Origin of the sequence: Candidatus Hartigia pinicola, assembly GCA_020541205.1 — a bacterium.
Lineage (GTDB): Bacteria > Pseudomonadota > Gammaproteobacteria > Enterobacterales > Enterobacteriaceae > Hartigia > Hartigia pinicola.
The window spans coordinates 1,340,804-1,356,176 of record CP048208.1 but is presented as its reverse complement, the minus strand read 5'-3'; the positions used below and the strand labels follow the sequence as shown (position 1 = coordinate 1,356,176).

The following is a 15,373-nucleotide window of genomic DNA, read 5'->3' as shown; positions in this document are numbered from 1 at the left end:
AAATTTTACATCATATAATCATTATTAATAATTGCAATATCAAGAACAAAAAATTGCTTGAAATGATTTTAATGTATGTAAAAAATCACTTGAAGATATTTTAGTGATTGACAATTATATTTTATTACATATGTATGGATCATATTTTGTTGTATACTGTATAACAGTATTAAATAGAATGTAATGTAACGCACTTTATGCTTGTTATCGAATTTTAAGAGATGAAACATTAAATATGTATTAAAGTGATCTGGTAAAATGCTATCAAAATAAAATAATTTTAATAAGTATTTTGAATATGTCTTTTCAAAATTTATCACACTAGTATTAATACTTTTCCTTTGTAGAAAAAATACTGAATTAGCTATTAGAAAATATATTATAAATGTATATAATACATTAATAAAAATGCAAAAATTCTCTAAGACACAATGTCTTTTGTTATACTCGCAGTATTTATTATTATCATAAACAAGGATAATACAATGGGATTTTTAATTGGAAAACGTATTTTAATCACCGGTGTTGCAAGTAAATTATCAATTGCATATGGTATTGCTAATGCAATGCATAAACAAGGTTCAGAGTTAGCATTTACGTATCAGAATAACAAATTGAAACCTCGTGTTGAAGAATTTGCAGCATCCTTAGACTCTAATATTGTTATTGAGTGTGATGTGAGCAATGATGGGAGCATTATATCTTTATTTTCTGAATTACAAAAAACTTGGTCTAAATTTGACGGATTTGTTCATGCAATTGGCTTTGCTCCGACAGATCAATTAAATGGTGATTATATTGATGCGGTGACTCGTGATGGTTTTCGTATTGCTCATGAAGTTAGCTCATATAGCTTTGTTGCAATGGCAAAATCATGCCGTGAAATGCTTAATAAAAATGCATCACTACTAACTCTTACTTATTTAGGTGCGGAGCGTGCTGTCCCTAATTATAATGTAATGGGTCTTGCTAAAGCTTCTTTAGAGGCTAATGTTCGTTATATGGCTAATGCAATGGGTCCTCAAGGTATTCGTGTTAATGCTATTTCTGCTGGTCCAATTCGAACTTTAGCTGCATCTGGTATTAAGAATTTCCGTAAAATGCTTGCTCATTATGATGTAGTAACCCCAATTCGACGTGCCATCAATATTCATGATATTGGTAATAGTGCTGCATTTCTATGTTCTAATCTTGCAGCAGGTATTACTGGTGAAATCATTCATGTTGATGGTGGTTTTAGTATTGCAGTAATGAGCGAGTAAGTATTAAATATATTTTATTTTTTATTAGAAATTGTTGAGAGGCAGTATTGTACTATTTATGACGCAAGATCATATTTATCAATATATCATAAGAAATAAAATACTTAACGTTATCCTATGAGGTTCTTTGTAATATGTTTACAATGCACTAGAATAATACAGGTAGTAATTCTTTATAATGATTATACATCTTATTGTATTTTTATTGAAGTTACACAAAACAAATAATATGCATTATGAAGCGCATGAAGAATAATATATAAATTATTAGATTCATGCTTATAATTATAACAATAACATTGTAGATTGGAAGAAAATAACATGACATGTCTAAAATTTTATTTTTATATTGTTATTTAGTCAATAAAACCCGCTATAAAGACGGGTTTTATTGACGTCATATTTATAAAGTAATAAATTAACGTTTGGAAAATTGTGGACGGCGACGTGCTTTACGTAAGCCTACTTTTTTACGCTCAACAGAACGTGCATCACGAGTAACAAAGCCAGCTTTCCGCAGATCAGAACGAAGAGTCTCATCATAATCTATCAATGCACGAGTCATACCATGACGGATGGCACCAGCCTGACCAGATATACCGCCACCTTTAACAGTGATATATAGGTCTAATTTTTCTAACATATCAACTAATTCTAGTGGCTGACGTACAACCATACGGGCCGTTTCACGAACAAAGTATTTTTCCAGTGTTTGCCGATTAATCGTAATGTTACCGCTGCCTTGTTTAATAAAGACACGAGCAGAAGAGCTTTTTCGGCGCCCAGTGCCGTAGTATTGATTTTCAGCCATTACCTATAATCTCAATTAAATGTTAAGGATGTGCGGTTGTTGTGCTACGTGACTGTGCTTGTTACCCTTGTAAACTTTGAGCTTACGATACATTGCGCGACCCAGTATCCCTCTTGGTAACATTCCTTTAACCGCGATTTCAATTACACGCGTAGGGTTGCGTGTAATCATTTCTTTAAATGTCGTTTGTTTAATTCCACCTACGTGACCTGTATGGCGATAGTAGATTTTATCTTCGCGTTTACGACCAGTAACGTTAATTTTTTCTGCATTAAGAACGATTATATAATCACCTGTATCGATATGTGGAGTATATTCTGACTTATGCTTACCTCGCAGACGTCGTGCTATTTCAGTTGCGAGACGGCCTAAAGTTTTTCCTTCTGCATTAACAACATACCAGTCATGCTTGACGATTTGTGGTGTCGCTGTAAAAGTTTTCATTAAAGCTTACCCAATATTGAAGTTACATGTTGGTGAAGATTTACGTTCATAAGTTTTAGCCTAGTGAGGTTCACACGACTCTTTTTTAGCTAAACTTACCCCTTCGAGAAGATTAGCTAACTAGCATATCATATTTATGAAAAATAAAATATTACTAGGATGCAGGAATGTGAAATTATAAAGAAGTGGGCAATAAAAATCGATCTCAAAATAATACTTATGTAATACAATAAATATTCATGCATATTCAGTATGGTTTTAAAACAAAATTATTTTATATATCTACTCTGAATAAGATAATTTTATGTTGACTGTGATCAGTATACAAGCATTTTCATAAATGATACTTTTCTTACTTAGTGGAGCATGAAGGTAATGGCAGTAGAAGTTCGATGTGTTTAGGACGTTTATATTTTCTGTATCTTTTAAACAACATTTTTTGTAGTATATCTTAATCAGCGGTTACCTAAAATTATTGTATATTACTTTTTTAAGAATTAGTAAGAAATATTTTTATAAATATAGAAAGTTTTTTAAAGATAACTTTAAAATGTTTAAAAAGTTTTATATTAGTTTTAAGAGTGAAGATAAGAGAATTTTATAAATTCTAATAAACATAACGTGAACAATAAGGAGATGTTTTATAAATGATTTTTATGGGTAAAAATATTTTCATAATCAAAGAAGTATCAAGATAAATAATCAACGTTAATTCTGTGAAATTATATTCATAGTAGTAGTCTTATACATAAAAACTTTAATAATTTTAGTTTTCAAAAATTAATTTGTATGTATTATAAATCTATGAGTGAGTGGTGGTAACGTGAGTAAAATATTTTCATATTATGAATATAATATACTAAATACCATTTAAATTTTTGAGAAAAGTGTAACCGAATATAAAAATGTGAAAGGTATTTAAAACTCACCTTTAGTTTGGTTATATAGTATTGAATACTTTATGATTGCATATAAAATAGTGAATCAATATAAGAAATATGAGTAGAGTTTTCTAATTGCACTTTATATATGCTACAGCATATGATAGGAAGAGTATGGTAACAAATGGAAAGATTGCTATAATTATTTTACTTTTAGAATATCTTAAAAATTATTTCGAATCTAATTTCTAATACATTTCAGTTAAATAAATAAGCTGCATTTTAAAATTGTCAATTTCTAATATGGGTTTCTGTTAGGTTAACTGAATTATTACAATTATAAAATTTTGATCAAAGTATTGATGGTTTTTATGATGAATTATAAATTAAACAAGAGAAATTTAAAGAAGTGTTTGAAAGTATTAGCTACTCTTGTGTTTATTGCGTTACAATATTTTTATGTTACTCAGGTTGAAGACAACGTAAATCCATTAAAGACTTTTATCATATAACTTATCAGGGATGATATTAACTTTTATAATTAAGATTCATATTATATTTTTTAAAAACACAACTTTTCAAGAGGTGTGCATAAATTTATGATATTTGTAATACAATGAATTAATCACTTTATTTAAACAAATAACATTACTCTTCTTTAAAATTTATTAGCAATTATACGCTATGGTTTTTGATATTATTCTACTATTTTATAGTTTTCAATTTTTTATAAATTGATAAAAATACGATTAAAGTGTTTTTTTGTTTTTAGATTTCTTAAAATATATTATAAAATAAGTTTGATTTTTCTTAAGATATCCATCAATATAAGCAATTTTTTTTACAAGTAATGATTAGCTTCTAACAGCAGTATTTTCAAAGATACGTCCTTTTAGCTAATACTGCATTGAGGAAGCATTTATTATCTTGCAAAATAATAAAAAACTCAATACTAGTAAAATTATTTTAACTATTATAAAGCATTTTTTGTACGTCATCATATTAATAATTTAGTGAAAAAATTTTGATAATTTATATTCTAGTTCTTTTTGATATTAATTTAAGAATGTATTCAGCATGTCCTCTAAGAAATAGAAAGACAATGAATTCCGTAGTGACAAACTGCAGTTAACATATAGATATCTTTTATAGTTTTTGTATTCGATGATCTTGTTTTTAAAAAAAATAAATAGATAGTTGATGAACTAACGATTGGTGAATAGATTGAAAATATAAAATACATTATGTTTTACTATCTCAATAGTAATTTTAGTATATAATAGTTTATATGTTAAAATTTTTCCTTATATCGCTTTTAATTTTTTGACATATTATAAAACATGTAAGTAATTTTTTATAGACAAATACATGTTAAAAGATTTGGTCTTTTTGAAAATATTACTTTTTGTTAATGTAATTTGACAGGAGTGAACATTTAGTTGTTTGCTAACTATATGTTATTTTGATATTAAAGTGATAAACTATATTATAGTATACTATTAACAGTATATTTTTTTAACGTTTTACGTATAACAATTTACGAAAATTTTGTTAGTATTACATTTAGCGTTAATAAAAATCTCTTTAGCTATTTATTTAATACTGTTTTAATAATGCCTGTTCTGTGTATGATAAACTGTCTTGCTAATTTTTAAAAGAGCATAATACACGGTAAGCTTATTAAATATTTTTTAATTAGCACATTCTATACGGAAAATCGATTTTAATCGATATTTCACCAACGAAAAAACTGCATATATCTTTAGTTTTTAAGTAAATAGTTGTGTGTTTTAATATCTAAGAAAAGAGCGTGATGCATGAAGTAATTTTTGATTGATATCAATCTTGTAATTTTTCATTGCATGAAATAGTTAACTTTTATACATAAATGTAATTTTTTATCTAAAGTTTTATGAACTCATATGAAAAGAATAAATAATGCACCTTGTTTATACTACTCTCTAGTGAGATTTAATTATAGATAGATAGAGAAGGTTAATTTCTAGGAACAGTAAGTCAACAAAGGAATTAGTATGACATGGGAGTATACGCTCATTGGATTAGTTATTGGTTTTATTGCAGGAGTATTAGTTTTTCGTTATGGTAACTTAAAACTTTGTCAACAAAAAACAGAACAATCTGTATTAGATAAAAAAAATATAGAGTTAGAAGAATATAGAAAGGAGCTTCTCGAGCACTTTTCTCGCAGTGCAAAGTTATTTGATAATATGGCTTATGATTATCGGCAGCTTCATCATCACATGGTACACAGTTCTTCTGAATTAATGCCAAATATGTTAGCGCAGCGTAGTTTGTTTAATGATCACTTAACTGAGTCTGAAGCAGATAACGATCAAGCCCCAATAAAAATACCGCAGAGATATTACTCTAAAGACGTATCTAATTGATTTAATTTATATTACAGGAAAAAAGAAAGACAATAGTTTTTCTTTTATTCAGTAGAAAACTGAGTTTATTAATATATTCTAAATGAATATCTATTATATGTTTAAAATATATTGTTGTTTGCTATTCTACTTTACGTAAAATAGATTCTCTTATATATTTCCAGTTATATATTTATAGATTTAATTTGTTTAAATGATTTAGACTTTTTTAGGAAAAATAATACATAATCTTCTGATAAAAGAATTCTTTAAATATCTTCAACTAAATATTCAGTTATTTAAAATATTTCTTTTTACTTTAAAAGTGTATATAAAGTAAGTTCTAATCTACATTAGATTTCAACAAATGTAAATACATGGTTACATGCTTACTATTGTAGAAATTTTTTAACATAATAGATAGTCATAATTATTAGTAATAATCATAACTGATATCAGCCACACACCCTATTTCCTGTAGCTATTATAGCCATTGTTACAGTCTAGTAAATTTTATTCTTAAGAGAATCTATAAAATGATGAAAAGAAAAAAATTTTTTCTCACTGCAGCAGTAAGTCTCAGTTTATCCTTTTTAGCGTTACCTTTAATTAGTAGTGCGAAATCGCTTCCTTTATTATCGGAAGACGAAAAAAACAAAAATATATCAAGTTTAGCCCCAATGCTTGAAAAAGTATTACCTGCAGTAGTTAATATTCATGTTTCTGGTACTCGTGTGCAAAATCAACAAATTCCAGAAGAGTTCAGATTCTTTTTTGGACCAAATATACCTTCACCACAACAGAGTGTTAGATCATTTGAAGTCTTAGGTTCAGGAGTTATCATTGATGAGAAAAAAGGCTACATATTGACTAATAATCACGTGATTGACGGTGCAGATCAGATTCAAATTCAGCTTAATGATGGTCGTGAAATTAATGTTAAACTAATTGGTAAGGATTCACAAACTGATATTGCGTTATTAAAAATTACTCGTGAAAAAGATATTAAAAATCTCACCGCAGTAAGTATAGCAGACTCAGATAAATTACGTGTCGGTGATTTTGCTGTAGCAGTTGGTAATCCATTTGGCCTTGGTCAAACAGCTACCTCTGGTATTATATCAGCTCTAGGTCGTAGTGGTTTAAATCTTGAAGGGTTAGAGAATTTTATTCAAACAGATGCTTCTATTAACCGTGGTAATTCAGGTGGAGCATTAGTCAATCTTAATGGTGAATTGATTGGCATTAATACTGCGATTTTAGCGCCTGGAGGAGGTAATATCGGTATTGGTTTTGCTATTCCAAGTAATATGGCAAAAAATCTGAGTGAACAATTGATTAAACACGGAGAAGTAAAACATGGTATTTTAGGTATTAAAGGTACGGAAATGAATTCTGATATCGCGAAAGCATTTAATATTGATGCTCAACGCGGTGCATTTGTGAATGAAGTATTACCTAAATCTCCTGCTGCTAGGGCTGGTATTAAATCCGGTGACATATTGGTTTCTGTTAGTGGTAAACGTATTAATAGTTTTTCTGAACTGAGAGCTAAAATTGGAACCACTCAAGTTGGTCAAGAAATTATTATTGGTGTCATTCGTTCTGGTAAATTAATAAATTTTAAAGTTACTCTAGGCAATGATGAAAGTGGAAAAACTACAGCTGAAAAACTAAGTGCATCATTACTTGGGGCAACACTTTCTAATGCAATCGTCATGAATATTAAAGGTATTCAAGTTGATAATGTTACTCCTCAATCACCAGCTGCAGCAGTTGGGTTAGTAAAAGGCGACTTAATCTTTGGTGTAAATAATGTTCGTATTGAAAATATTAATCAATTACGTAAAATAATTTCTAGTCATCCTCCAGTTCTAGCTATGAAGGTATTACGTCGTGGCGAAATATTATATCTACTTATGCAACGATAATATCTAGAATAACTATAAGCACGTGATGAGAATGTCTAATATAGTCTTTACACAACTGTGAAATGAGATATCAAGATATAAAAATAAACGAGTATAGAAGAAAGTTCTGTACTCGTTTTGTAATATGTTTATATGACTCTTAATTAACAAGTTAAACATTCAATACTTTATAATTAAAAGTTTATTTTATTAGAGATTCTGTGTGTATTAATCTAAATAATTATTATTATTCTAGTTCCTTATTTACGACTGAAATAGTGAGAAAATTTGCTTTATAAAAAATAGATAATGAAGTTGTAAGTTATTATAAAACCGTTTGTTAACTACTTCTTAAAGTGACTAAGGTTTTTAATGGTTTTACAGATTATTTTTGCTAATCTAGTAGTGCAATTAAATCTCTTGGTTCAAAAATGATTATAAACGATAATTGGTATATCATAACAAATAAACATATTGTCAATAATTTTGATAAAATATTAGTTGCATTATAAAACAGTGCTATTTTTATGTATTATTAGTTGGTTTATATATATGTACTGATCGATCAGTACTAAAATTGATGCAAAAAATTTTCCTATAATATTAATCAATTATGTACGTATTATTTGAATGCGTGATGTCGTCTTTGTTATTGGTAGCTCATATAATATTAGGTAAACCGTGACTTCAGGTATCATTAGCGTAAAAAAAGGTTATGTTATTAGCTGAAGCACCACCCATAGACAGAGTTTTTTATAAACAGATATTTCGATCAACTCAGGAAATTAAGGTGATGTACTAGTTAATATTAAAAGTAAATTTATTGAAATGAGTACATGCTTTTTCTTGCAAAAAATGGTTGGTTTTTAAGGATTAGATTTTTTAATTTTTTTAGTTCTTTCTGTTAAAATGATCAATAAACTAATTCAAGAAAATAGGTAATCCGTGGTTATATGGGAATTACTACACGTGAATTATAAAAAATTAAAATGAATAATAACAAGATTAGTCTAAATTTAAGGGCGGTAAATTTCTCAAGTAGTTTGAAATTCTTTTGTTGCTGCATTTAGTATTCTTCCAGGTGATCTCATCTTTTTCATTAACGGAAAACTTGAGATTTTTATTATTTATTTTATGGATCTCACTCATTGTAAGTCATCCGTTCAAATAACGATTTTTTTTGTAAATATTTTACAATTATGAACTAAAAGGTTGTAATGTTCTTATTGAAAAACTTGTTGAATAGAAACTAATTCAAATTCGCTATGTATATTAATTATTGAATATCTTAAGTGATTTGAATGATATCTAAAAAAATAAAGTAGTGAAAATATGTCGAAAGGATTTGTAAAAATTTTGAAATACATCATCAAATATCTCCTGAATAATTTTTCGACAATATTTAGAATTATTAATAATAATAATTAAGGATGCAACTTACTTGATTGCAGATTTTAAAATCACTTACAGAATTGTTCTTATTAATAGATTAAGTTTATATCTTGATTTAACTAATAAAATTAGAAAGAATTCTGATTATTTATACGTAAATTATTAAAGAGTAAAGTATATATTAAGTGATAGATTAATGTTAATATTCTGTTAATTCATTAGTATGTAAAACATTTATTGTAATAGATTATTTACTGTAAAAATAGAAAACTATATATGGCTATACAAAGCACTTAATCTTCTGATTTAATGCGTTCAATATTAGCACCTAAACCACATAGTTTATCTTGTATGCCTTCATATCCACGGTCAATATGATAAATACGATCAATTATTGTTGTGCCTTCTGCTATGCAGCCTGCGATTACTAAACTAGCTGATGCACGTAAATCTGTAGCCATAACTTTTGCACCTATTAATTTTTTAACACCATGACATAATACAATATTTTTTTCTATTTCAGCATGAGCTCCCATACGGATTAATTCAGGGATATGCATAAAACGATTTTCGAAAATATTTTCAGTAATCATGCTAGTACCTTTAGAAATTAAATTTAGAAGACTAAATTGTGCTTGCATGTCTGTAGGAAAGCCTGGATGTGGAGCTGTAGATAAAGTCACGGATTTAGGTCGTTTCCCTTCCATGTCAAGACTCACCCAATCTTCACCAACTTCAATTTTACCTCCTGCTTCTTTTAACTTGTCTAGGACAGTTTTAAGTGTGGCAGGGCAAGCATTACGGCAAGTTATTTTACCTTTTGATACTGCTGCTGCGATAAGGAAAGTCCCTGTTTCAATACGGTCAGGCAAAATACGATACGTTCCACCAGTTAAACGTTTAACACCTTCAATTACAATACAATTAGTGCCTGCGCCCGTAATTTTTGCACCTAAAGTATTTAAAAAATTGGCAGTGTCTTCAATTTCTGGTTCACGAGCCGTATTTTTAATAACTGTTATATCTTTAGCAAGTGTTGCTGCAGTCATAATTGTTAGTGTTGCCCCTACACTAACTTTATCCATAACTATATTTCCTCCTTTTAAACGACCGTCAACCGTTGCTTGAACATAACCATTTTTTAATATAATATGAGCACCGAGTTGTTCTAATCCAGAAAGATGTAAATCAACAGGACGAGCACCGATAGCACATCCTCCAGGTAAAGCGACTTTCCCACAACCAAAGCGTGCAACCAAAGGTCCAAGAGCCCAAATAGAAGCACGCATTGTTTTAACAAGATTATAAGGGGCGCAACATTCCGTGACATGCCTAGCATCAATATAAATTGAGCCATTACGCTTCACTTTAATTCCTAGTTGATTTAATAATTTAATAGTCGTATCAATATCTTTAAGTTTAGGAACATTTTGTATTTCTACTAGCTCTTCAGCTAGTAGTGTGGCAAATAGAATTGGTAGTGCAGAATTTTTTGCACCAGATATTGTCACTTCGCCTACTAAATTAGTAGGTCCTTGAACTAGAAATTTATCCACTCAGTGAGTCTCTTGTCTTGTCTTTGAGCTTTTAAATACAATTAGTATAGGTTATTAACTAAAACTATTTATCGTGCAATCACGCGACCATTCCTCAGGAGTGTATACCTTAATTGAAAGCGCATGAATACGGTTATCTTCAATATACTTCGTTAATGGCCCATAAATAGCTTGTTGCTGTTTAACTGTATTCATATTTTCAAACATAGCACCGATAGCAATAATATGGAAATGGTTGCCATTACTATTAACTATCACTTCATCTAAAGATAATTTGTTCATCAATATTTGTTTTATTTCGTTAGTGTCCATAGTTTCTAATTTTTATGATTAATCATGATAAGTACAAATATATGTCTAATATATTCTCGTTGATATTATTTATCTTATCTCACCTGGATAACTCAGTTATTTTATGAGCACATAAAAAGTTTCTGGCTCAGTAAGAGATCTGAAAGGCGAGTTTCTCTAAATATACGATTAATAATAACTAGAACTATAATGTCAATACCCTACATAACACAACTCGATTCTCAAACCAAAGAAATGTTTCAAATATATTACAAGATATAGACATGTTATTTTTATAAATTAACAATTTAACTTATTAATAATGATTCAAGGCCATACAGCTTGATTAAGGTCGTAAAATTATCATTTATACCTATAATGTTTAGTGAACAGGTCTTAGACTCAAATTCGCCTTTAAGGCGAACTAACATAGCAACTCCTGTTGAATCAATATATTTTAATCCGGAAATATCAATTTTTTTAACGTGCCGCAATAGTAGAGCTCTGTTTTTCCATAGTTTGACCAGGGATTCACTATTGAGAGTGCCAGATAGTAAGAGTGTTGTATTAGATTGTTTATACAATAGTACATTATTCATGTTATTATTTTTTGTCTATAGTAATTCTTGTGTTTGCACTGATACATAATTGCCTAGTTAAGGCATTAATACCTTGTTTACGCAGAATATCGCTCCATTCATTTTGCTTTGTTGTGATCATACTCACGCCCTCTGCAATCATGTCATACGCTTGCCAGTAACCAGTTTTACTATTTTTCCGCCATTGGAAATCAAGACGAACAGGCGTTTGCTCATTAGATTCAAAAATAGTTACGCGGATAGCTACAATATTTTTATCTTTGAGTGGTTGTTCAGGTGCAATTTGATATGTTTGTCCTTTATACATTGCTAATGCTTGACCATAAACTTGCTCAAGATAGGCTTTAAAAGCAGTAAAATATGCATCACGTTGAGTAGGTGACGTATTTTTATAGTAAGTTCCTAAAACTAATGCGCCTGCATATTTAATTTGTACATAAGGTAATAATTCTTCACGCACAATGATATGTAGGTAGTTAGGATCTTTTCTGATTTGTATTTGTTCATTCTTAAGTCTGGTGAATGTTTTCTCAATTGCTTCATTCATCAATTTATATGGGTTATTTTGATTAATAGCTAGTGCATTAGTTGTTATTACTAGCATGACTATCATTATTAAATACTTCAACATAATGTATTCCCTGTAAATTAATATTTAATGTTGAATAACTATGTTTTAGATTAAGCTTTGTAGCTCTCACCGCTTTTAAACAAAAACTGACCAATAAGGTCTTCTAAAACTATTGCTGGTTTAGTATCTTCGAGTCGCCCCCCATTTTTTAAAGTTGCAATACCTAGTTCTTCACTGTAGTGCCCAATATTCATTGAAATATACTGCTCACCTAATAAACCGGATGTACGAATTGATAATGAGCTTGAGTCTGGGATGTTGTCATATTGACTCCATAAATCAATGTGTACGTCAGGAATATAGTTGTCTTTTTTTAACGTAATACTGGCAACTCGACCTACCACTACACCACCTATTTTAACTGGAGAGCCTTCTTTCAAGCTGCCTATATTTTCAAAAGATGCTGATATCTGATAAGTTGATTGGTTACCAATTGATTTTAAATTAGCAACTTTTAGACACAGAAAAAGCATTGCGATGATTGCTAAAAACATAAAACAACCTACCCATATTTCATTTTTTTTACTTTGCATGACTTATTGCCCACACATTAGTGCTGTAAGTATAAAATCTAATCCTAAAACTGATAATGACGCATTAATAACAGTTTGTGTAGTAGCTCGGCCAATTCCCTCCGCAGTAGGAATTGAATTATAACCATTGAATAATGCAATCCAAGTGATCGTAATAGAAAAAATTAAACTTTTTATAAAGCAGTTGATAATATCTACACGCCAATTAATAGAGGTTTCTATGGAAGCCCAGAAAAAACCTTCATCAATCCCTTTCCAGTCTACAGCAACCAATGATCCACCGAAGATACCTATAGAAATAAATATTAGCGATAATAATGGCATGCTAATAAAAGCAGCCCAAAAACGAGGTTTGATTACTCGTCTCAGTGGGTCAATAGCCATCATTTCAAGACTGGAAATTTGTTCAGTTGTTTTCATTAAACCAATTTCTGCAGTTAGTGTAGAGCCCGCGCATCCTGCAAATAATAAAGCAGTAACAACAGGACCGAGTTCACGCAGTAATGACAATGCGACCATCATACCTAAACTCGCCTCTGCGCTAAAAGTTCTTAGAACTAAATATCCTTGTAATCCTATTACCATGCCAATAAATAACCCTGAAACAGTGATAATTAATAATGATTTTACACCAACTGCATATAGTTGTTTAATTAACAATGGCCATTGTTTGAAAAATTCAGGTGTACCAATTAATGCCCAAAATAGCATATAGCCAGCTTGTCCAAGTCCTTCGAAAATTTTTATCCATCGATGCCCAAAATAAGCGAGTGCCTTTAATATCATCTTATTTTATCCTAATAAATCAGACCAATAATTATTGGCAGAAAAATAAAACGGTATAGGACCAGATGCAGCGCCATCTAAAAATTGTCTCACATGAGGGTCTTGGTGATTATAGATCTGATCGCTAGTACCTTCGGCAAGCACATATTTTTGGGAAATTATATAAGATTTATCAGCAATACTTAGCGCTTCAGGGACATCATGTGAGACTACCACACAAGTAACGCCAAGCGCTTCGTTGAGTTTATCAATCAATTTCACTAAAATTCCCATAGTGATAGGATCTTGCCCAACAAAAGGTTCATCAAACATAATCAGGCTTGGATCAAGCGCAATTGCACGAGCTAATGCTATACGTCTTGCCATTCCACCTGATAATTCAGAGGGCATTAGTTTTGCGGCACCACGTAGTCCAACTGCTTCTAGTTTCATCATTACCGTTGTATGGATTAATCTTCTAGGCAGATTAGTATGTTCACGTAAAGGAAATGCAATATTATTGAATACATTCATGTCAGTAAATAATGCGCCTGATTGGAATAACATACTCATTTTTTTACGAGATTGATAAAGCTTCGAATGTGATAATGCAGGTATATTTTCTCCATCAAACCAAATTTCACCTTGATCTGGACGAAGAAGTCCGCCAATGAGTCTTAATAATGTAGTTTTACCAGCCCCTGATGGTCCCATAATTGCTGTGATTTTTTTTCGTGGAATTGTTAAGTTAATGTTTTTAAATATTGTACTGGTACCACGAGTAAAAGACATATCGCGTACTTCAACTAGATTATCTATTTTTGTTTGCATTTTATTTGATAGCTCATGAAATTATGTAGTGTGATACTTTATAAATATATGTAAATAAAATACTTTACAGAAGTATATGACTTAGATACTTTAAGTGATATGGTAGGTAGTACATGTAATATAATTATTTACATTAAAATAATCTATTTTATGATTACAATAAAGAATGCAAGTATTATTAACTATAATTATTTTCCTAATTATAGCGGAGAACGCTTAGATTTATTTGATTTTTATGTAATATAAAAGATAGATAATGTTTCTTTGAGATATTAAATATGATATTAAAATAGTTTCATGGTTTTTGTAGATTTAGTAGTACTTCCAGTTAATATAATGTGAATTTAATGATATAACAATTAGGAATTAATATTAAAATATAGCAATTTTATTGCATATTACTATCTTAGATAGTAGTAACGTATATATGATAAATAACATCTGAAATCTTTTACTCGCATTACACTTCTCTTCTACTATATACTTTGCATATTACGGTAATTTTGTATACAGGGGTTATAAGCCATTAAGCCGTTTTGTCTATAAAATTTCTTGCTTTTTAGTGCGGTTCTATCTAGTAAATCTTGAGTATTTATCACGATGTATGATTCTTACTACTAAAATTTTTTACTTATATTATAGTCTTTTCAGGAGATACATGAATTTTTTAAAGCTGTGTAGATTTATCATTATCAAAACATAATAATATTCTTTGTCTGATTATCACTAACACAGACTTTCATCATATTTTAAAATATCACGATAGTAGTATACGTTATTTTTAGATAATGATTTAAGAGAATGTATTTAACTGGAACACTGTTTTTGAGCATATATAGTAATGTATAAATATATATATTAATTTCTATTTGGATATATGGTTTTAGTATATAGAGTAAGAACAGTTTTATTAATTAAAATATTTTTCAACTTATTTTATTACCATAATAGCGTATCATACTAATAAGGTAAATAAAAATGATATTTAAAAATCTAAATAGTTTTTTGAAAACAACTTATCATTATTTTTTAAAAAATATAAATGTTTATTATTTTATTTGTGTATACGATGAATCTAAT

At 29.4% G+C, this 15,373-nt stretch carries 12 protein-coding genes; 3 read left to right on the top strand and 9 right to left on the bottom strand.

What is annotated here, in order from left to right; all coding sequences use genetic code 11:
* Positions 1-485: 485 nt before the first annotated feature.
* Positions 486-1,262, top strand: a complete 777-nt coding sequence (gene fabI, locus GFV14_RS02570; protein WP_457914117.1) for an enoyl-ACP reductase FabI — start codon at positions 486-488, stop codon at positions 1,260-1,262.
* 418 nt (positions 1,263-1,680) lie between these two features.
* Here the strand turns inward: fabI and rpsI are convergent, their stop codons facing one another.
* Positions 1,681-2,073 carry a 30S ribosomal protein S9 gene (gene rpsI, locus GFV14_RS02565; protein WP_457914116.1) on the bottom strand — a complete coding sequence of 131 codons (393 nt, stop codon included), beginning with the start codon at positions 2,071-2,073 and terminating at the stop codon, positions 1,681-1,683.
* A gap of 15 nt (positions 2,074-2,088) precedes the next feature.
* Positions 2,089-2,517 (bottom strand): 50S ribosomal protein L13, encoded by a 429-nt coding sequence (rplM, locus tag GFV14_RS02560; RefSeq protein WP_457914115.1) that lies wholly within the window; start codon positions 2,515-2,517, stop codon positions 2,089-2,091.
* A gap of 2,914 nt (positions 2,518-5,431) precedes the next feature.
* On the opposite strand from rplM, the gene GFV14_RS02555 reads away from it, so the two are divergent.
* Together GFV14_RS02555 and GFV14_RS02550 are read left to right on the top strand one after the other, a co-directional pair.
* Positions 5,432-5,806 carry a ZapG family protein gene (locus GFV14_RS02555; protein WP_457914114.1) on the top strand — a complete coding sequence of 125 codons (375 nt, stop codon included), beginning with the start codon at positions 5,432-5,434 and terminating at the stop codon, positions 5,804-5,806.
* Positions 5,807-6,321: 515 nt separating this feature from the next.
* The gene (locus GFV14_RS02550) at positions 6,322-7,716 is read left to right on the top strand and encodes a Do family serine endopeptidase (RefSeq protein ID WP_457914112.1); all 1,395 of its coding nucleotides are present in this window, start codon (positions 6,322-6,324) and stop codon (positions 7,714-7,716) included.
* A gap of 1,664 nt (positions 7,717-9,380) precedes the next feature.
* On the opposite strand, the gene murA is transcribed toward GFV14_RS02550, so the two are convergent.
* From murA to mlaF, 7 genes are all read right to left on the bottom strand, one after another.
* Entirely contained in the window at positions 9,381-10,643 is a 1,263-nt protein-coding gene (gene murA / locus GFV14_RS02545) for a UDP-N-acetylglucosamine 1-carboxyvinyltransferase (RefSeq protein WP_457914111.1), read from the bottom strand.
* 54 nt (positions 10,644-10,697) lie between these two features.
* Positions 10,698-10,955 (bottom strand): BolA family protein, encoded by a 258-nt coding sequence (locus tag GFV14_RS02540; protein WP_457914109.1) that lies wholly within the window; start codon positions 10,953-10,955, stop codon positions 10,698-10,700.
* Between the two features lie 287 nt (positions 10,956-11,242).
* A complete protein-coding gene (gene mlaB / locus GFV14_RS02535; RefSeq protein WP_457914108.1) occupies positions 11,243-11,533 on the bottom strand; it encodes a lipid asymmetry maintenance protein MlaB in 291 nt (96 codons plus the stop codon).
* A gap of 4 nt (positions 11,534-11,537) precedes the next feature.
* Positions 11,538-12,164, bottom strand: coding sequence for a phospholipid-binding protein MlaC (mlaC, locus tag GFV14_RS02530; protein WP_457914107.1), 627 nt, complete (start codon positions 12,162-12,164; stop codon positions 11,538-11,540).
* Between the two features lie 50 nt (positions 12,165-12,214).
* On the bottom strand, positions 12,215-12,697 hold the full coding sequence (gene mlaD, locus GFV14_RS02525; protein WP_457914106.1) for an outer membrane lipid asymmetry maintenance protein MlaD: 483 nt from the start codon (positions 12,695-12,697) through the stop codon (positions 12,215-12,217).
* Positions 12,698-12,700: 3 nt separating this feature from the next.
* The gene (gene mlaE, locus GFV14_RS02520; RefSeq protein WP_457914105.1) at positions 12,701-13,483 is read right to left on the bottom strand and encodes a lipid asymmetry maintenance ABC transporter permease subunit MlaE; all 783 of its coding nucleotides are present in this window, start codon (positions 13,481-13,483) and stop codon (positions 12,701-12,703) included.
* A gap of 6 nt (positions 13,484-13,489) precedes the next feature.
* Positions 13,490-14,293, bottom strand: coding sequence for a phospholipid ABC transporter ATP-binding protein MlaF (mlaF, locus tag GFV14_RS02515; protein ID WP_457914104.1), 804 nt, complete (start codon positions 14,291-14,293; stop codon positions 13,490-13,492).
* Positions 14,294-15,373 lie beyond the last annotated feature (1,080 nt).